This is a genomic window from Cytobacillus purgationiresistens, from assembly GCF_030813235.1.
Lineage (GTDB): Bacteria > Bacillota > Bacilli > Bacillales > Cytobacillaceae > Cytobacillus > Cytobacillus purgationiresistens.
This window is the reverse complement of sequence record NZ_JAUSUB010000001.1, coordinates 80820-99875: the sequence shown is the minus strand read 5'-3', so window position 1 is coordinate 99875 and position 19056 is coordinate 80820. Positions and strand designations below refer to the sequence as shown.

General features: G+C 38.1%; 17 protein-coding genes, 2 pseudogenes and 1 riboswitch. Of the genes and pseudogenes, 1 reads left to right on the top strand and 18 read right to left on the bottom strand.

All coding sequences use genetic code 11. The annotated features are described in order from the left end of the window. Window positions 1-69 precede the first annotated feature (69 nt). The 12 genes and pseudogenes from J2S17_RS00495 to J2S17_RS00440 form a co-directional block, all read right to left on the bottom strand. Window positions 70-1338, bottom strand: a complete 1269-nt coding sequence (locus J2S17_RS00495; RefSeq protein ID WP_307470845.1) for an MFS transporter — start codon at window positions 1336-1338, stop codon at window positions 70-72. A gap of 1201 nt (window positions 1339-2539) precedes the next feature. Further along, window positions 2540-2875: a zinc ribbon domain-containing protein YjdM gene (locus tag J2S17_RS00490; RefSeq protein WP_307470843.1), complete on the bottom strand. Its 336-nt coding sequence runs from the start codon at window positions 2873-2875 to the stop codon at window positions 2540-2542. Window positions 2876-3279: 404 nt separating this feature from the next. Then, complete coding sequence (locus J2S17_RS00485) at window positions 3280-3900, bottom strand: lipoprotein (RefSeq protein WP_307470841.1); 621 nt, start codon at window positions 3898-3900, stop codon at window positions 3280-3282. Window positions 3901-4081: 181 nt separating this feature from the next. Then, complete coding sequence (locus J2S17_RS00480) at window positions 4082-4405, bottom strand: nucleoside triphosphate pyrophosphohydrolase (RefSeq protein ID WP_307470839.1); 324 nt, start codon at window positions 4403-4405, stop codon at window positions 4082-4084. Window positions 4406-4779: 374 nt separating this feature from the next. After that, the gene (locus J2S17_RS00475) at window positions 4780-5799 is read right to left on the bottom strand and encodes a MoeB/ThiF family adenylyltransferase (protein ID WP_307471562.1); all 1020 of its coding nucleotides are present in this window, start codon (window positions 5797-5799) and stop codon (window positions 4780-4782) included. Continuing rightward, window positions 5792-6562 carry a thiazole synthase gene (locus tag J2S17_RS00470; protein ID WP_307470834.1) on the bottom strand — a complete coding sequence of 257 codons (771 nt, stop codon included), beginning with the start codon at window positions 6560-6562 and terminating at the stop codon, window positions 5792-5794. The genes J2S17_RS00475 and J2S17_RS00470 overlap by 8 nt, the downstream gene beginning before the upstream one ends. A gap of 1 nt (window position 6563) precedes the next feature. Further along, window positions 6564-6767 carry a sulfur carrier protein ThiS gene (gene thiS / locus J2S17_RS00465; protein WP_307470832.1) on the bottom strand — a complete coding sequence of 68 codons (204 nt, stop codon included), beginning with the start codon at window positions 6765-6767 and terminating at the stop codon, window positions 6564-6566. After that, window positions 6751-7902, bottom strand: a complete 1152-nt coding sequence (gene thiO / locus J2S17_RS00460; RefSeq protein ID WP_307470830.1) for a glycine oxidase ThiO — start codon at window positions 7900-7902, stop codon at window positions 6751-6753. Before thiO ends, thiS begins: the two co-directional genes overlap by 17 nt. Then, window positions 7895-8512, bottom strand: coding sequence for a thiamine phosphate synthase (locus J2S17_RS00455; RefSeq protein WP_307470828.1), 618 nt, complete (start codon window positions 8510-8512; stop codon window positions 7895-7897). Before J2S17_RS00455 ends, thiO begins: the two co-directional genes overlap by 8 nt. Window positions 8513-8514: 2 nt before the next feature. After that, complete coding sequence (tenA, locus tag J2S17_RS00450) at window positions 8515-9207, bottom strand: thiaminase II (RefSeq protein WP_307470826.1); 693 nt, start codon at window positions 9205-9207, stop codon at window positions 8515-8517. Window positions 9208-9320: 113 nt separating this feature from the next. Continuing rightward, a riboswitch (TPP riboswitch) is annotated at window positions 9321-9429 on the bottom strand. A gap of 199 nt (window positions 9430-9628) precedes the next feature. Beyond that, window positions 9629-10755 (bottom strand): annotated as a pseudogene (locus tag J2S17_RS00445) (amidohydrolase); the annotation flags it as partial. Window positions 10756-10962: 207 nt separating this feature from the next. Further along, a pseudogene (locus J2S17_RS00440) lies at window positions 10963-11327 on the bottom strand (group I truncated hemoglobin). Window positions 11328-11475: 148 nt separating this feature from the next. On the opposite strand from J2S17_RS00440, the gene J2S17_RS00435 reads away from it, so the two are divergent. Beyond that, window positions 11476-12222 (top strand): polysaccharide deacetylase family protein, encoded by a 747-nt coding sequence (locus J2S17_RS00435; protein ID WP_370874916.1) that lies wholly within the window; start codon window positions 11476-11478, stop codon window positions 12220-12222. Between the two features lie 790 nt (window positions 12223-13012). On the opposite strand, the gene J2S17_RS00430 is transcribed toward J2S17_RS00435, so the two are convergent. From J2S17_RS00430 to J2S17_RS00405, 6 genes are all read right to left on the bottom strand, one after another. After that, window positions 13013-13453, bottom strand: coding sequence for a hypothetical protein (locus tag J2S17_RS00430; protein WP_307470823.1), 441 nt, complete (start codon window positions 13451-13453; stop codon window positions 13013-13015). Then, window positions 13446-14438, bottom strand: a complete 993-nt coding sequence (locus J2S17_RS00425; RefSeq protein WP_370874915.1) for an ABC transporter ATP-binding protein — start codon at window positions 14436-14438, stop codon at window positions 13446-13448. The genes J2S17_RS00430 and J2S17_RS00425 overlap by 8 nt, the downstream gene beginning before the upstream one ends. After that, window positions 14431-15420: an ABC transporter ATP-binding protein gene (locus J2S17_RS00420; protein ID WP_307470821.1), complete on the bottom strand. Its 990-nt coding sequence runs from the start codon at window positions 15418-15420 to the stop codon at window positions 14431-14433. The genes J2S17_RS00425 and J2S17_RS00420 overlap by 8 nt, the downstream gene beginning before the upstream one ends. 35 nt (window positions 15421-15455) lie before the next feature. Next, window positions 15456-16310 carry an ABC transporter permease gene (locus J2S17_RS00415; RefSeq protein ID WP_307470819.1) on the bottom strand — a complete coding sequence of 285 codons (855 nt, stop codon included), beginning with the start codon at window positions 16308-16310 and terminating at the stop codon, window positions 15456-15458. A 4-nt stretch (window positions 16311-16314) separates the two neighbouring features. After that, window positions 16315-17265 carry an ABC transporter permease gene (locus J2S17_RS00410; RefSeq protein ID WP_307470817.1) on the bottom strand — a complete coding sequence of 317 codons (951 nt, stop codon included), beginning with the start codon at window positions 17263-17265 and terminating at the stop codon, window positions 16315-16317. 129 nt (window positions 17266-17394) lie between these two features. After that, window positions 17395-18990: an ABC transporter substrate-binding protein gene (locus J2S17_RS00405; protein ID WP_307470815.1), complete on the bottom strand. Its 1596-nt coding sequence runs from the start codon at window positions 18988-18990 to the stop codon at window positions 17395-17397. Window positions 18991-19056 lie beyond the last annotated feature (66 nt).

The following is a 19056-nucleotide window of genomic DNA, read 5'->3' as shown; positions in this document are numbered from 1 at the left end:
AATAATCACATCCAAATGATTAAAAAAGGTGTAAAGGAAGAAACTACTTCATAGTGGCTTCTTCTTCTATCAAACGGCTTGTTCCTTTGCCTCCTTAACCTCTAAAGGGCTTTCCCTTAACAGACATACGCCAAATAGGCCAACTAAGGAAAACAGCACCGGTATGATGAAGCCGTAATGATATCCAACTAAAGAATCTGCAACATTGAAATGATCCAGGATTTTCCCAAAAATACTTGGCAGCAGCACAGCACTTAAAAACCCACCTGTGTTGGCGAACCCTGATACTAGTCCAACCTCTCTTAGATCGAAGGATTGGCGAACAGCAGCGAAAGTCAGGGTACTCGCTCCATTTCCATATCCTATTATGAAAAATAACACAACAAGCAGCGGATAGGGAGGTTTACCATTTAAAAGTAAAAAGACACTCCAGCTAAAAAGGACCAGCACGTGCACAAGTACATACGGCCGTTTGATGGATTGGATGCGGCCAGTAATCCAACTCGTTAATGGCGCACCGATGATCGCGCCAAATAAACCATACATAATTAACTGGCTTGCATCAGAACGTGATAATCCATACATATCCATGCCATATGGTACGGCCCATGAGCCTATGAAACCTATGTAGCTGCCAACTACACCAAAGTGACAAAGAAAAGTCGCCCATGCCTGTCTGCTCCTTATTAATCTATTTAAAACTACTATTGTTTTCTCGCGCGGCAACTTCCGCTTTTCTTTCACTGCTTCTTCGTTAAATATTCTTGCAGGCTGTTTGATCAATACAAAATATAAAAGGAATGCCAATATTACCAGCACGATGCCCACAACAAAGAACGGCGCTCTCCATCCAAATGAAGCAATCCAAGTGGAAAAAGGAACCGTAGCAAGCAAAAAGCCAAAGCTCCCAGTCATTCCAGCAATTCCCACCAGCATGGAAAATTCCTTCAATTTAAACCATTGACTTAAAATCAATACAAGATTCACCCAAATCGTTGCATCACCAATGCCGCATAATAACCGTGCCAATACGAGCAGCCATTCATTGCCCGCAACACTATACATCAATGTTCCAAATCCATTGAGCAATGTTCCAATGATTAAAAAGACATTTGGACCATATCGATCTGACAGCAGCCCGATTGGAATTTGCAGTCCCGCATAGGCAAAAAATTGAATGCTCGTCATCAAACCGATAACCACTGCGGTCAGTTGAAAATCAACCATTAATTGATCCGTAATTAATCCTGGTGCTGTTCTTTGGCTAACAATAAATAAGTATGATATAAAGACCGTTCCTAATACGACCCATCTGTATTTGCTTGTTTGCTTGTTCATTGGTTTGTAACTCCTAAGTATATAATATATGCAATTATACTCCTTCTTCCTGTATATTTATAGATTAGAATTACCAATTGGAAATTCTAATCTATTTTAATTTCCTTTTGTTAAATAGGCGTCATATTCTCCGCTGATTTGCACCTCTTTGCTGGTTTCTGATTGGAAAGGTTCTGTTTCTAAGCTTATCTTCATCTCTTTACCGGTTTCCGCTTCGAAAGACCTTTTTTCTCCGCTGATTTATGCCTCTTTACCGATTTCTGCGTAGAAAGGTTCTGTTTCTAAGCTTATCTTCATCTCTTTACCGGTTTCCGCTTGGAAAGACGTTTTTTCTCCGCTAATTTATGCCTCTTTACCGGTTTCTGCGTAGAAAGGTTCTGTCTCTAAGCTTATCTTCATCTCTTTACCGGTTTCTGATTGGAAAGGGACTGTTTCTAAGCTTATTTTCATCTCTTTACTGGTTTCCGCTTGGAAAGACGTTTTTTCTCCGCTGATTTACACCTCTTTACCGGTTTCTGATTGGAAAGGTTCTGTTTCTAAGCTTATCTTCATCTCTTTACCGGTTTCCGCTTCGAAAGACCTTTTTTCTCCGCTGATTTACACCTCTTTACCGGTTTCTGCGTAGAAAGGTTCTGTTTCTAAGCTTATCTTCATCTCTTTACCAGTTTCCGCTTCGAAAGACCTTTTTTCTCCGCTGATTTATCCTCTTTACCGGTTTCTGCGTAGAAAGGTTCTGTTTCTAAGCTTATCTTCATCTCTTTACCGGTTTCCGCTTCGAAAGACCTTTTTTCTCCGCTGATTTATGCCTCTTTACCGGTTTCTGCGTAGAAAGGTTCTGTTTCTAAGCTTATTTTCATCTCTTACCGGTTTCCGCTTCGAAAGACCTTTTTTCTCCGCTGATTTATGCCTCTTTACCGGTTTCCGCTTGGAAAGACCTTTTTTCTCCGCTGATTTACACCTCTTTACCGGTTTCTGATTGGAAGGACGTTTTTTCTTCTTATAGTTTATATGGGTTTTTCTATTAAATCCGTAATGAACATTTTCTATTTTTATTACAAATCCTTTTAAATCATTCCTAGCTGGTCGAGTTTATTTCACCTGGTTTCCCTCAAAAAAATCGTTTATATATGGTTTTTCATCATTAATATAAAAAACCGATAATCTATAAAATAGATACCGGATTTTTTGAGGATATACTGCCTTATACTTTTTTCACAAACTCAGATTTTAATTTCATTGCTCCAAAACCATCAATTTTACAGTCAATATTATGGTCGCCATCTACCAGTCTGATGTTCTTGACTTTTGTTCCAATCTTTAAAATTGAGGAACTGCCTTTTACTTTTAAATCCTTAATGATGCTAACACTGTCACCATCCATTAATACATTTCCATTTGCGTCTTTTATTGAATTATCTTCTTCATTCTCATTATTTTTCAAAGTCCATTCATATGAACACTCCGGACAAATGATAAGAATTCCATCCTCATATGTATATTCTGAATTACACTTAGGACAACTCGGTATTTTCGCCATTTCAGTTCTCTCCTGACTGTTATCTATAAAATGCGGCCTCATTTATGATACGGTTATATAGTGGCATAATTATCGCTTATTGACAAGTAAGAATGAAAACACGGGTTTCCGGCCGAGCCCTGAGCCTCCAGGGTAATCATCATAAAATTTGCCGCCGAGATTAGGGGTGCATTTCCCGTCTGTCACCCTCATTAAATCATCATAATATTCAGCTTCATTGTATGCACATCGAATTTTTTACATTTCATAAGCTAACCTCCTAAGAATTTCTTGCCTCCATTGAAATACTAAGTTGACTTCCTCATACGGTGAAATACAAATTTTTATCAGCTTAATAGAAATGAAATAATTCAAAGTTTATACTTCAAAGAAAAAAGCACCCAAACCAGGGTGCTTTCATCTCATTATTCATCTTCTTGCAAATCATCAGGATACACAATTTCGTCAAATATTTCTTGTGTAGCTTCATCCTTCACGAAAATTTTAACCTTAAAGTTGTCAGGCTGTGCTCCATCAAATATTTGATAGTACATTCCTGCAAAACCTAATCCAAATGTCGCAAGACTGTCGAAACCATTTTCATATGTTTCTTTTTCTACTTCCATTGTGAATTCTGAAAAATCTTTATTATGTGCAACATCTTTAATGGATGTATAATCATCACTTGTCTTCAATTCATGAATAGCCTCAGTTAGATTTGTTTCCATTTCCTTCATTGTTTCTTTATGTTGGGCTTTAGTCATTTTATATGTAATTGATCCATCTTCGTTTTTAATTACATCACTAATGCCGTCTTCTTTCGCCTCAGATATTGCTGAATCGATTTCTTCGTCTTCAATCATGGAAGCAGGAAGTGTCACTTCAACATCCAGGAGGCCCTTATCAACCTCAACACCCTTTTCCTCTTCTTCAGCTTTCGCCTCCGCTACTTTTGGCTCTTCCTTCTTTTCACCATTTGTTGCTTCATCAGATGAACACGCAGTGAGAAAGACTGCTAAAAGTAGTAAAAACCATATTTTCCTCATAGAATATCCCCCAAGTTCGTATTTTGCTTATGACTGTTTAAGTCTACCATAAATTGAAATTATGGGAATAAGTAAATATAATTAAGAATACTCTGGTGAGATCTAGAAAACGCGCATGCCAAGTTGATGACGAAATAACTGTGTTTTTGATGTGATGTGATCATATTTATAAAAGTTTTGTCTAATCTTCAACCTCAATCAGATAGATTTTATCATTAAAACCGCCCCGTTTTTTTGCTTTCTGCAAACGTATATCCTCCAGTTGGTCGTTGGATGCACCATGATACCTCGCGAGGGCGTGAATAATTTCAAGCACATCCGCTAACTCCTCAATTGCATATGCATGATTTTCTGTATTAAAGTATTCTTGCAGCTCTTCTAAACTTTTGTTCTTCAATGCATTTATATATTCTCCATCATCAAGTGTTTTTGCAGTATATTTTTTTCCTGTTTTTTCTATGATATGTGGGATATGATCGCGAACCAATTTATTATATATTGGCATAGTGTCCTCCTTGTTAAAACAGTTTGTCAGCTCACTCTTCACCAATCCAAAGGTTGCTAAAGTCAACATACCCAAATGAATAATATTTTGGAAAGCTGTCTCTTCTTTGAAAAAGATTGGTTATCGTACCTCGCCAATTTTTGATAGGATTCTTACCACATTTTTATGTGTAGAGACATATGAAGATTCCATTCCTGTTAGTTAGAATTCACATTGTAATGTCTATGAACATCTTAGTTTGTTGCTATAGCAAATATCTGTTTAATAGGCTCTTAATCAGATAGTGATTTGTATTAGAATTTTACTTTTTTTCTCCTCTTTAGAAAAGACATTTATCAATTTAATACAAAAAAACAGAGGTCAATGCATCCAAGTTATCCTAGGTAACGGTGATAGAGCGATTTAGCTTTAACAACATCTGTCACTCCATGAACAAGCGCTCTGCCATCCTTAAAAATAACTAACCGTACATCTTCAACTGCAAATGAAAGTAAAAATGGATTTTGCTCAACTTTTATTCCTTGATCACCTATCAAATCAGCTAAATGATTTAGGTTGATTGGTAGAGAATGGGATGGCCGTATTTGCACTGTATCTCTGCCGCAAAGCACAGCTGTTTTCAATTGATTCTTATAAGAAAGGTTTGGATATGACCTGTTCTTCCCACAGGATAAGCATTCTTGTTTTTTCAGTGAAGACACATCGATAGATCTGTGATGGTTTTTCCAAAGATCAAAAGAGACAAGCGTGCGCCTTAAGGACTGATCATCCTCCACAAGAATCTTAAAGGCTTCCGAGGTTTGATATGAGACAACCATTTGAATGGCAGGCTGTATTACACCGGCTGTATCACAAGTCACTCTCTCTATTGGGATTGTCTCCATCAAACACATCAAACATGGAGACAATCCTGGGAGGATGGAGAAACTCAAACCATAACTGCCGACACAGCCTCCGTAAATCCAAGGTATTTCACGTTTCTGCGCGAGATCATTGATCATTAGGCGTATATCAAAATTGTCTGCAGCGTCTATGATTAAATCAACATGGGTTATTAATGCTTCTAATTCCTGAACACCCACATCGAGAATATGAGGGCTAATTTCCACATCGGAATTAATCTTTCTTAACCGTTTGGCAGCTGCCGTCGCTTTGGGCATTCTTTGCTTGGCGTCCTCTTCGGTATATAGCTGTTGCCGCTGAAGGTTGCTCCATTCTACATAATCTCTGTCAGCTATCGTAATCCTTCCGACACCTGCACGGGCAAGCACTTCAGCATTGGCAGCTCCCAAAGCTCCGGCACCGACTATAAGTACATGTTTGTTTTTTAACTTTGCTTGACCTTCTTTTCCAATAGGAGAAAAAAGGATCTGCCGGGAGTAGCGATCACTCACTTTGAGACATTCCTTCCCCAGGACTGCTTGCCATTGCATATTGTTTCTTGGATATTCTCCCAGCTTCATATCCTAGTCGTCCTGCTTCAACTGCTTGTTTCATTGCTTTCGCCATTTTTACAGGGTTTTTTGCTGAAGATACAGCAGTATTTAATAATACGCCATCAGCTCCCAGTTCCATCGCCAAAGCCGCATCCGCTGGTCCCCCTACTCCTGCATCAACGATGATCGGTACAGAAGCATGTTCGATTATAAACTGGAGGTTTAGCGGATTAATAATGCCTTGCCCAGAACCGATTGGAGAGGCACACGGCATCACAGCATGACAGCCCAATTCCTCCAGTTTTCTTGCTAATACTACATCATCTGAAGTGTATGGAAGAACGATAAAACCTTCTTCTAATAGTATTTCCGATGCTTTGAGTGTTTCGATTGGGTCTGGGAGAAGCGTTTTATCACAGCCAATGACTTCAACCTTGATCATATCGCAAAGTCCAGATGCCCTAGCAAGCCTGGCGATTCTGACAGCTTCTGCAGCAGTTTTTGCTCCAGCAGTATTCGGTAACAGTTTATATTTTTTTAAATCCAGCTTTTCGAGAAAATTGGGCTGGTTTGCATGAAAAATGTTCATGCGGCGGACTGCAAATGTTAGCACTTCTGTTGCTGAAGTCTCTACCGCTTTTTTTTGAATTTCCATGTTTGGATATTTTCCGGTTCCGAGCAACAACCTTGACTGAAATTTATGTGGACCGATATTCAACATCTTATCCTCCTCCTACAAAGTGAACGATTTCAATATGGTCACCATCAGAAATATTAGTTTCTTCATATAAAGATTTATTAATAATAGAATGATTGATTTCAACGATGACAATCTTATTCTCTAATTGGAAATGGTTCAATAACGCTAATACGGTTTGGACTGAATCTGGGATATTTACATCATTTCCGTTAACGACTAAATTCATCTGCTCCCTCCTTAATACTCGTGAATTTGGAGTTTATGCGAGACAGGTCGAAAGATTTTATATCCAGCCTATTCCCATCTATATAGTCCGCGATTAACTTTCCAGTAACAGGAGCAAGGAGAATCCCGTTTCTGAAATGTCCTGTGGCAATATACAATTGCTTATAATTAGGATGTTCACCTAAGAAAGGCAGTCCGTCTCCTGAAATTGGCCGAATTCCTGCCCATGCATTCACCCATTCTGCATTAGCGATATCCGGCAAAAGCCTTATAGCTTTTTCCATTAATGCAGAGATTCCACCGAAGGATACTTTTTCATCGAAAGTATTTGGTTTAACTGTGGCTCCAACTATCAATCTCCCAGACTTCTTCGGAACAATATAACAATCATCTGAAAAGATTGTAGCCTTTACTAGCTGCTTTTGAGAGATAACTGAAAAACATTCACCCTTTACTGGAAAAACCGGCAAAGTTAAACCGGTTTTTTCGAGCAGCAAACTGCTCCACGCTCCTGCAGCCACAATAACTGAATCTGATAATAAATCACCTTGACTTGTTTGAACTCCCTGCACTTTCTCATCCTTAATAAGGAAATCATGCACGCTTGTATATTCATAAAACTCAGCACCGAGAGTCATGGCTGCTCTCGCAAACGCAAGAGAGAATTCATATGCTTGAACCTGGCCATCCTCTGGAATGTACATTGCCCCTAATAAAGTGTTTGATATAGCAGACTCCCGCCTCTTTAATTCTTCTATATTCAGCCATTCAGCCTTTTCACCAGCATTTGTTTGTAAATGGACTAATGTTTTAAGCTTTTGAGCATGGTTTTCTGTAGAAGCGACTTTATAAACTCCTCTTGATTGATAGCCAATTTGAACACCTGATAGCTCTTCTAATTCATTGATAATATCAGGAAACATCGCTCTGCTTTGGCGAGCTAATTGAAATAACGGTCCGTCCTCCGTTAATTCAGTTTGTGCACCCAGGATACCTGCAGCAGCACCGGAAGCCTTACCGGCTATTTTCCCCTGCTCAATAACAGTGACTTTATATCCTCTTTTGGCTAAATGGAAGGCAATGGAGCTTCCATTAATTCCTCCCCCAACAACAATGACATCATAGACTTTACTCATACGCCTTCCCACCTTGAATTAGTTTTTTCGCATAACACTCTGCAGCCTGAAAAGGATTTTCTGCATGGAGAATTCCTGACATTACTGCTATTCCATCGGCACCCATATTTAATACTTCCGAAACATTATCAGGAGTAATTCCTCCGATCGCAATTAATGGAATGTCTGTTTTTTTCTTGATGATTGCTATATTTGTTATTCCTTTGGGTGGGAGGTCCTTCTTCGAGCTTGTCATATATACATGACCATAAATCACAAGATCCGCTCCTTGTTTTTCCGCTTCAATTGCCTCTTCAACTGAATGAATGGAGCGGCCAACAAGAATGTCAGGATAATACTTCTTTACGATAAATGTAGGCAAGCTATGAAAGGCAAGCTGTATACCTGTTCCAAAAACTGAGGCAACATCGACTCGATCATTGATGATTATTTTCTGTGAGGGAACTCCTTTATTTAGCAGTAACTGTACGCCATGGTATAATTCCAAAGAAGACACCTCTTTTTCCCGCAAATGAATAAAATCCACAAATGATACGACCCTACCAGCTATGTCCGCAAAGGCTGCTAGTGACAGCTTTCCGTCAGAAATAAGATGCAATTGCTTTGCCATTTTTATAGCAAAATTGTTTTATTCAATTTCACTGACCAATCCTCTAATTTGTAAGCCATTTCCCAAAACTGAAGCTCATACTGGCAACTAATAATAAAATGCTTTTTCATCCTTGCCCTCTCATCCTCAGACATCTTCTCTGCTAATGCATCTAGTCGTTCAATTTGTTCCTTAACCAAATCACCAAACCATTCTCCACCATACGCATCAATCCACTCTTGGTAAATTGGTTCATCGGGTTCCGCTCCTTGAAAGTTTTGACCAATATCATAATAAATCCAATAGCACGGCAATAAGGCAGCAATAATTTCACCTATACTTCCAGAGTCAGCTACTCTGTATAAGTGTGAAGTATAAGCATAGGCAGTTGGTGCTGGATCAAACTTCGCTATTTCTTCATTAGAAATATTTAATAAGCTCATAAACTTTTCATGTAAGCCTAATTCCGCTTCATATGTCCCTTGCGCATGTGCAGCCATTCTTGATGTCGTGTATATATCATTTGCTCTTGCGGCGCCAATTGCTTGTACACGGGCAAAATGTGAAAGATAATATGAATCTTGCAAAACATAATAACGGAAGTTCTCCAATGGTAAATCTCCGTTAGCAATCCCTTTAACAAACGGGTGATTAAAATTGGCAATCCATATTTCATTCGCTTCTTTTCTGATTTGCTGGGTAAAAGATGTAGTCATTTTTCGATCTCCCTTTTATAAATTTTTTAATCAATAGACAGATGTTAAACAATAAAAAAACCACTTTCTATAATCAGAAAGTGGTTGTATTGGCAACATCATTAAACGTGAATGATCCAGATACACCACTTCCCTACGCTGGTATAAACCAGATCAGGTTCTAAGAGTCTTAAAGTTTCACTTTAATCTCAGCCTTAGTAAAAGGCACCCCTAGTGGATAAATTTCCCTATTAAATTCATAAACATTATAACAATACTTGGTTTAGGAAGCAAATATTTTCCTATATTGGGCTGCCTAAAGCTTTTACAGGAAATTTTTAAAGTCTTCCCTTTTGTATTATTCTTCACTCGCAGGCAGTATTTGACAAGCAGTTAATCGGGATACAAAGAAACGATAAATCAGATAGGTTTATAAAAAAGATCAATTGACTGCTTTATTTGTCTCCCTATTTTTATAAACTTCATGTCTATTATATAACACATCGCCATTAATCATTGTAAATTCTACATTCATCTCCTTTATTGCCGATTTATCTGCTTGTAAGATGCTATCATTTAGTATTACAAGATCAGCTAATTTACCGACTTCAATACTCCCCTTTTGACTTTCCTCAAAGCTTGCAAATGCCCCATTCCATGTATAAGCTTTTATCGCTTCCATCACATCAATCCTTTGGTTTACCCCAATTGAATCTCCTTTTACAGATATTCTATTTACTGCAGCATGTATACCCAATAAAGGATTTAAGAAAGTAACTGGTGCATCAGATCCGAATGCTGCTACAATTCCCCTATCGATATAATCCCTTGCAGGGTACATATTATTTACACGTTCACCATAATACTTCTTATAACTATCACCATTGACATAAATAAATGCGGATTAGGAATCGGTACAACGCCAAGTTTCTTAATTCGATCCTGTAAATCGGGTGAAGCAATCCCGGCATGTTCAATCCGATGACGGTGATTTTTACGTGGCTGCTCCTCCAAAGCATGTTCAATACAATCTAAGATCATTTCTACCGCCTTATCTCCTTGCGCATGAGCAGTAATCTGAAAGCCTTTTTTATGCGCTTCACCAAGGATTGCATTTAATTCTCCCTGACTATAATAAAGGATACCGCAATCATTTTTATTATGAGAATAAGGTTCTCGTGTAGCAATGGTAGGTCCAGTACTGCTTCCATCTGTGAATAATTTTGCAGGACCAATTTTAAAACGATTATCACCAAGTCCTGTAATAGGACCTGCCTTCACTACTCGATTAACAAATTCATGTGAGTTTGTTAGAGAGCCGATGATTGCATAAACCCTTACTTTTATTTCGCTCGCATGGACTGCTTGCTGCATGATACGAAGTGATTCAGCACCGTCTCCATATGCGCCAGCATCATGAATACTCGTTACACCTGCCTGAATAAATTCATCGGAAGCTAGCTTCATCCCTTTTCTTATTTCATTATTATTGTATCCTGCATACTCAAACAACTGCATATGAGCATTTTCAATCTTATTTATTTTGGTAGAATTAGTAATGTTTTTCTCTTTTATAATAATTGGATGAAAGATGGATATAAGTCATTTATCAACAAAAAACCACTTCCTTAGAATAAAAGTGGTAGCATTGGGAGATGCACTTTTCTGGTACCCTCTGTAGATTAATTTCAAAAAACAACGAAGTTTCAATCTTACTATGATTATTAAATGCGTTTTCGTTTTCGAAAAATAATCAAACTTATCACCAATTATTCTTCATTTATAAATATTATCACCTTTTAATGAAGCTACCTTTTTTATCGCAGCATTGATATCTTGTTCGTCTACTGCATGGTGGGCAAGTGCATCGTGTAGGTGTTTAGCAATCGTATCAAATTGTTCTGGCTGAATGTTCATCTCCTCATGTACCTTTGCCATTGAACGGCCATTATATTGATTTGGACCTCCATGAGCAAAGCTAATAAACTTTGTTTGATGCCGTCTTTGTTTTTCCATATCAGTTTGTGCCAAAAAATGATTAACTGTCTCATCTTTTATTACGAGCTCATTGTAAAGTAATCAACAACCTTATTAATTGCCGCTTCTCTGCCTATTTTTTCATATAGAGATTGATCAGACATACTACACCCTCCATTAAAAATCAGAAGAAATTCTATTATTTGGAAAATAACAGAATAATTATCCCTCAAAATTTTTTCTTCTTTGCCCGAGAGTGTTTTTTGTATATTTACATAAACTAATTTCATTCAACAATAGAGGTGAACGAAGATGAAAAAATGCTTTTTCTTATTTCTGTTACTTTTTTGTGTCTTTCCACTAATTACAAATGCAGCCCCCCTAGTAAGAGATCGAGAATTTTATGAACAAACTGGCAATGTGATCTGGGATTTTAAAAATATGAATAAAAAGGTCATTTCTATTACCTTTGATGATGGACCTGATCCGATTTACACACCTGAAATTTTGGATCTATTAGCCCAATATAATGCAAAAGCGACCTTTTTTGTTTCTGGTAACAAAGCTGAAGAACATCCCGATATTTTAAAACGGATCGCAAAGGAAGGCCACGAAATAGGAAATCATACTTATAATCACATTTATAATGCCTCTATTTCAGAAAAAACGCTTTCAGCTGAACTGGACTCAACCAACAATTTAATAGAAAAAGTAACAGGTTATCGCCCTGTTCTTTATCGTCCAGTAGGAGGATTGTACAATGATTCCATTATCAATACCGCTGTAAAAAAGGATTATCTTGTTATTATGTGGTCATGGCATCAAGATCCAATGGATTGGAGTAATCCAGGCAGTAAAAAAATTGTGAACCATGTGATTTCAAACGTGAGACCTGGTGATATCGTCTTGTTACATGATTCTGGCGGCGATCGCACCCAAACAATCTCGGCATTAAAATCGATTCTAGAACACTTAAAAAAACATCAATATACAGTTGTAACCGTCTCTGATTTAATCGTCCATTCAGAAGATATTCCATCTATTCTATTCGATTTTTGATTTTTGATTTTTGATTTTTTAAAATCTCAAGGCAAATTAGTTCGGTCTCTTATCTCTTACATTGGGAAGGGGCTAGATTTTCTTTTTTCCCCTTCCTTTTTGCTGAAAAAATGAAGCACTCTTTGATTTTTTCGGGTTTTCTACCTTCTCTCATCGTTTTGACCTTAGCTTGGGATTATTATGATGGGTTTTCTACCTTCTCTCATCGTTTTGACTTTAGCTTGGGATTATTATGGTGGGTTTTCTACCTTCTCTCATCGTTTTGGCCTTAGCTTGGGATTATTATGGCGGTTTTTCTACCTTCTCTCATCGTTTTGACCTTAGCTTGGGATTATTATGGTGGTTTTTCTACCTTCTCTCATCGTTTTGACCTTACTTTGGGATTATTATGGCGGTTTTTCTACCTTCTCTCATCGTTTTGACCTTAGCTTGGGATTATTATGGTGGGTTTTCTACCTTCTCTCATCGTTTTGACCTTAGCTTGGGATTATTATGGTGATTTTTCTACCTTCTCTCATCGTTTTGACCTTACTTTGGGATTATTATGGCGGGTTTTCTACCTTCTCTTGCCGTTTTGACCTTAGTTTGGGATGATTATAGCGGTTTTTCCCGACGTTATAGAATTTAGCCAACGTCATTTAGCTCTTATTTAAATGGTACAAACATTTTTTTGTTTTTAGCTAAAAACAGACATAATTGGCAATTATATTTAAATACGAATAAGAACACCCTCGATTCAGTCAAACCCAAAAAAAGACCTAAACATTTGTTTAGGTCTTTTTCATCATTATCATTGCCGTGTTAATTCGATTTTTAAATCATAGGTTGGGTCATTGAAAGACTTTTCGACTATCGTCCAGTTATTAGATATCGTGTGTTGAAGCTCTTCGTATTGCGGAATTGATAATTGGAGTTCATCCAAATAATGGCCACAATCTTGGAAGTTAACACTCTCATGTAAGCCATATTTAATTCTTAATAAAGATTTAAGCGCCCCTTTTGTTAAAAAGGTGATTTTGAATCCTTTCATAATGGCATTCTCAACTTTATTAGTATGGTTATGATAGTATTCAATAAAGGTTTGCCAATCGGGGATACCGTCTCCAAAAACTCGGAATCCCTCTGTGTCGCCTTTTTTCAATAATGCCATCATTTCAGTATTTGAAACACCCTTTGACCTAATCATTTCAATCATTAATGCGTGATTCAATGCTAATTGCTCTCTATTCAATGATTTTGCCCTCCTCATCATATAAATGGCAAGCAACCTGACGGCCATTCCCTATTGCTAGCATTGGCGGTACGACTTCTCTGCAAATATCCATTGCATGCGGACAGCGCGTTCTAAATTTACAGCCTGATGGGGCATTTAACGGACTTGGCACTTCTCCTGATAAGACGATCCGTTCTCGCTTAGCAATGGTGGTATCCGGTTCTGGAATAGCAGATAATAATGCTTGTGTATAAGGATGAAGCGGCTCGGTATATAGCTCATCACTTTCAGCAATTTCAACAATGTCGCCAAGGTACATGACACCGATGCGGTTGGAAATATGGCGAACCATGGACAGATCATGGGCAATGAATAGATAAGTAACACCTGTTTTCTCTTGAATATCTTCAAGCATGTTTACAACTTGAGCTTGTACAGATACATCTAAGGCAGATATTGGCTCATCACATAGGATGAAATCAGGATTCACAGAAAGTGCTCTTGCGATGCTCACTCTTTGCCGCTGTCCTCCGCTAAATTCATGAGGATATCGGTATAAGTGATCTTTCTTTAACCCAACCTGGTCAAGCAATGACAGTATTGTGTCTTTTTGTTCAGCAGGAGTGGGATTGCCATGGATTTTCATCGGTTCACTGATCAATTCAAATACGTTCATTGTCGGATTAAGGGATGCATAAGGGTCTTGGAATACAGCCTGCATTCTGCGTCTGTACTTTTTTAATCCTTTTTCATTTAAAGAGGCAATATCATCTCCATCAAAGAAGATATTTCCAGATGTGATGTCATGCAGACGAATAATACTTCTGCCTATTGTTGATTTTCCGCAACCGGATTCGCCAACAAGACCAAAAGTCTCTCCTTTTTTAATAGAAAAATTAACCCCATCAACCGCTTTTAATACTCTTTCTTTTCCGAAAAGTGAACTGCTTTTAACCGGATAGTACTTTTTTAAATCCTTTACTTCCAACAAGTTTTCACTCATGATTGTCACCTTCCTCACTTTCATGAAGCCAGCACATTGTTTTTCGTTCGCTGTCAACTTTAAAATAGGGTGGCAGTTCAGCACATTTATCCATCACGTATGGACATCGGTCTGCAAAAGGACAGCCCTGTGGCGGGTTTAGTAAATCTGGGGGTGATCCTTGGATTGGAACGAGTCTTTCTTTTACTCCATTCGACCTTTTGGGCAGAGATCTTAATAATCCTTCTGTATAAGGATGTTTCGGGTTTTGGAAAAGCTCCTTTACCGGACCCTCCTCCATAATCAGTCCCCCATACATGACGAGTACTCGTTCACAGTTTTCTGCCACGACTCCCAAATCGTGTGTAATAAGAATTAATGCCATCTGTTCCTTATCTTTTAAGGCTGACATAAGGTTTAATATCTGGGATTGAATTGTTACATCCAGAGCTGTCGTCGGTTCGTCTGCAATGAGCAACTCAGGCTGACAACTGATTGACATTCCAATCATGATGCGCTGCTTCATTCCTCCGCTAAGTTCATGAGGATATTGTTTTAGTCTCTCTTCAGGAGAAGATATCCCCACTTTTCCAAGCAGATCGACGGCGCGTTTTTCCGCTTCCTTTTTCCCTACACGTTGATGGCGGATAATGACCTCTGTCATTTGCTTGCCAATTTTAACAACCGGATTTAATGCTGACATCGGGTCTTGTGATATCAAAGATATTTCATTTCCACGAATGGCTCGGAGCTGTTTCTCACTTTTTCCAAGAAGATTTTCTCCACGCCAAGTGATATCTCCTTGTTTGATTTTCCCGGGAGACTGGATAAGTGACATGATGGATTTAGCCATTACACTTTTACCGCTGCCGGATTCGCCGACAATCCCTAATACTTCGCCTTTTTCTAATTGAAAGCTCACGCCGCGAACTGCCTGAACTTCTCCTGCACCTGTGTAGAAGCTAGTTTTCAAATCAACTACTTCTAATAATTTTTCCGCCATACGATTCAACTCCTTTCATAAGCGAGATCTAGCATTTATTTCTTCTCACCATTAGCTCCTTTAGGCTCGAATGCGACGCGCAATACATCACCGAGTACATTGAAGCAAAGAACTGTAAATAATATTAAAAATCCAGGGAATAGGGTCAAATGCCACGCTTCCCCGATATATCCTTGAGCACTATTTAGCATGCTTCCCCATGAAGAGTTCGGCTGCTGTACACCTAGTCCAAGAAAGCTTAGGGATGACTCCATTAAGATAGCTGTTGCGATATTTAATGTACCAGCAATAATAATGGTCGGTGCGATATTAGGAATAATATGTTTTGTTATCGTCAAGAACGACGACTGTCCAGACGCCTTAGCATACATGACATATTCCCGTTCTTTAATTGATAAAGTTTCCGACCTTACAATTCTGGCGATTTCCATCCACGTAAAGAAGCCGATAATTAATACGAGTGTTGTAATTCCTGGCTTCATATATGCATTCAAAAGCAGCATTAAGAAGAATGATGGAATCGACATTAATACTTCAACAAAGCGCATTAGGATATTATCAATCCAACCTCCAAAATAACCTGAAACCGTACCAACCGTTGTGCCAATGACAACAGCTACAATCATTGATAAAAAGCCTACTGCAAGTGAAACCCTTGCTCCATATAAAACACGAGTAAAATAATCTCGTCCATATTCATCTGTGCCAAATAAATGCTTGCCATTTGGCGATTGCAGCTTATCGATGATCGACATCTTGTTTGGATCAAAAGGTGATAAGAATGCAAACAAAGCAGCTATTAAAAAGACAATTAGGAGAACGAAAGCCATCAGTGCATATTTATTTTTAAATAGCTCTCTTTTAACTCCATTCCATTTCCGTTTGTTCATTCCCTTACCCCCTTAACCTTATCCGCGGATCAACGACGCTATATAAAATGTCTGCAATCAGATTGCCCAATATAAGCATGACTGACGAGAATAATGTAATGGCCATAATAACGGGATAATCAAAACTGAAGATAGAAGTTACTCCAAGTAATCCGAGACCTGGCCAAGAAAAGACCGTTTCAGTTATGAATGCACCGCCGACTAGGTTTGGGATGGATAGGCCGATAATCGTAATAACAGGCAGCAAGACATTTCGTAATACATGATTAAATAAAACATGTCTTTTACTTGCTCCATACGCATATTGAATTTGCACATAGTCTTCATCCAACTGCCTAATTGTACTTGAACGAATATAACGCATATAAACGGATATATTTTGGAAAGCAAGAACGGTTGCCGGCAAGATGCCATGCTTCATTACATCCCAAATGGAGTCGGTCCCAACTGTTCTCATACCCATACTTGGGAGCAGTCCAAGCTGAAGAGAAAATACGTAAATTAACATAAGACCAAACCAAAAACCAGGAATGGAAATGCCTATGTACGCAAAGAAATTAGCAATCCGGTCAAAAATTGTATTTTTCTTCACAGCAGTAATCATTCCAAGAGGTATTGCAATAATTAATGATAATAGAAGAGAAGCGCCCATTAACCCTAAAGTAGCTGGAATTCGCTCAATAATCATATCTAAAACTGGTCGCTTAGTAATGATGGAATACCCAAAGTTCCCAGTGAGTATATTTTGAAGCCACAGAATATATTGCATATAAATTGGCTGATCCAACCCAAGGCTTTTTCGCATGCGCTCCACATCATCTGGATTCATATCTGGTGTGACAAAGCTTTGAATTGGATCCCCTGGTGCGAGCTTAATGAGTAAAAAGGCAATAATAGAAATAATGAAAAGAAGAGGGATTGCATTTAAAAACCTTTTCAAAATAACCTTCTTCACAAGTGAACCCCCTTTTTAAGAATCCATGAAATACTGTTTCATGATTCGTCCTATTGTTTAAAAAGTGTAGTAATTATCATCAAAACGTGCAAAAAAGCTGATTGGTATATCAGCTTTTTTGCCGTTTACTTATTCTACTTCGTAAATTTTTGAAAGATCCTCAACCATCGTTACTGGAATTGGTTTTGCTTCATCAATTCCACCGAATCTTTTATCTACTGCTAAAATAGCTTGTGGATAGGCAAGCGGCAAGTATGGAACATCCTCAGCTACTGTTTCTTGAATGTCTTTATAAAGTGCTTCACGCGCATCCTTATCTACTTCAACAGCTGCATCTTCCCATAATTGGTCGAACTCAGCGTTTTTGTAACGCCCATAGTTATACGCAGCATCAGATTGGAATAATGTTTTATAAACATCGGGTTCAGAGCCCATGATATAGCCACCATAGCTAATATCATAATCGGTTGCAGCCATATCCAATGTTTTTTGTCCATATGCACTTGGGTCCATTGGCGTTAAATCAACTTTCAAGCCAATTTCTTGGAGTTTTTGCTGTGTATACAGCGCAAGGCTTTCCATTATTTTATTGTTATTAGCATAAATCACTTTTAAAGTATGACCTTCTTCAATGCCGCCCTCTTCAAGTAATTTCTTTGCTGTGTCTTGATTATAATTATAAGTAGTGATGTCTTCTGTGTGATACATTGTATCCGGTGTAAAGATAGAAGCTGCAGGATCAGCAAATTCATCTGATACGAAAGCAGCTTGTATCATTTCTTCTTTATCAATTGCATGTGCAACTGCTTGTCTAAGCTCTTTATTCTGAACTGCTTTACTCTCTAAATTGAAAGCAAGATAGAATAATCTTCCTTCAGGGAAAGTATGCAAATTCAGTTTACCAGTACCTTCAAGCTTTTGTGCATCTTGAGGTTCAACTAATCGCATGTTAACTTCGCCGTTTTGCAAAGAAATATTAGCTGTATTTGGATCTTTTACGATACGGTAAACAATCTGGTCTAATTTGGGTTTACCGGCAAAATATTCATCAAAGCGTTCTAAAACGATATACTCATCTGATTTATATTCCTTAAATTTAAAAGGGCCGGATCCAATTGGATTTTGATTCAACTCACTTTGCATAAGATCTGTTTCATTTTCAAACACATGCTTTGGAATCGGGAAGAAGTCTACTAAAACACCTTCAAATGCAGCACTTACTTGCGGTAAGATTAAATCTACAGTTAAATCATCGACTTTCTCCACTTTTAAAGGCTCACCATTGAAAATTAAGCTTCCACGGATCGAGCTGTTTTGATTTTCGTCTAATATAGATTCAAAAGTATATACAAGGTCATCAGCAGTAATGGGTTCTCCATCATGCCATTTTAAGTTTTCCTTTAATTTTAAAGTCCATGTCTTTTGGTCTTCAGAGGGTTCGAAACTCTCAGCAAGAATAAAGTTTTTCTCCCCGCCTTCTTCCATAAAGTATAAAGGAGCGTAGAGTGCTTGTTGTACGGTTAATGTAATGCGGTCGTTTGCATATAAAGGATTCATAACCTGCGGATTGTCACTTACTGCAACCGTTAAAGTTCCCCCATCCTTTTCTTGCCCTGCACTTTCATTTTTACCTTCATCTGTCGTATCCTTGTCATTTGAGCAGGCAGCTAAAACAAGGAACAATGTTAATAATAACATTGTAAAACCTGTTAGTTTTTTCTTCATCTTTTTACAATTCCCTCCTAATAAAGCTGAGAAATCCCCTAATCCCGAGTTCTCACATGAGAATAA

Coding starts and splice junctions, on each gene's coding strand:
- J2S17_RS00495 (WP_307470845.1), bottom strand. CDS start 1,338: ATGAACAAGCAAACAAGCAAATACAGATGGGTCGTATTAGGAACGGTC.
- J2S17_RS00490 (WP_307470843.1), bottom strand. CDS start 2,875: ATGGCGAAAATACCGAGTTGTCCTAAGTGTAATTCAGAATATACATAT.
- J2S17_RS00485 (WP_307470841.1), bottom strand. CDS start 3,900: ATGAGGAAAATATGGTTTTTACTACTTTTAGCAGTCTTTCTCACTGCG.
- J2S17_RS00480 (WP_307470839.1), bottom strand. CDS start 4,405: ATGCCAATATATAATAAATTGGTTCGCGATCATATCCCACATATCATA.
- J2S17_RS00470 (WP_307470834.1), bottom strand. CDS start 6,562: ATGTTGAATATCGGTCCACATAAATTTCAGTCAAGGTTGTTGCTCGGA.
- thiS (WP_307470832.1), bottom strand. CDS start 6,767: ATGAATTTAGTCGTTAACGGAAATGATGTAAATATCCCAGATTCAGTC.
- thiO (WP_307470830.1), bottom strand. CDS start 7,902: ATGAGTAAAGTCTATGATGTCATTGTTGTTGGGGGAGGAATTAATGGA.
- J2S17_RS00455 (WP_307470828.1), bottom strand. CDS start 8,512: ATGGCAAAGCAATTGCATCTTATTTCTGACGGAAAGCTGTCACTAGCA.
- tenA (WP_307470826.1), bottom strand. CDS start 9,207: ATGACTACATCTTTTACCCAGCAAATCAGAAAAGAAGCGAATGAAATA.
- J2S17_RS00435 (WP_370874916.1), top strand. CDS start 11,476: ATGAAAAAATGCTTTTTCTTATTTCTGTTACTTTTTTGTGTCTTTCCA.
- J2S17_RS00425 (WP_370874915.1), bottom strand. CDS start 14,438: ATGAGTGAAAACTTGTTGGAAGTAAAGGATTTAAAAAAGTACTATCCG.
- J2S17_RS00420 (WP_307470821.1), bottom strand. CDS start 15,420: ATGGCGGAAAAATTATTAGAAGTAGTTGATTTGAAAACTAGCTTCTAC.
- J2S17_RS00415 (WP_307470819.1), bottom strand. CDS start 16,310: ATGAACAAACGGAAATGGAATGGAGTTAAAAGAGAGCTATTTAAAAAT.
- J2S17_RS00405 (WP_307470815.1), bottom strand. CDS start 18,990: ATGAAGAAAAAACTAACAGGTTTTACAATGTTATTATTAACATTGTTC.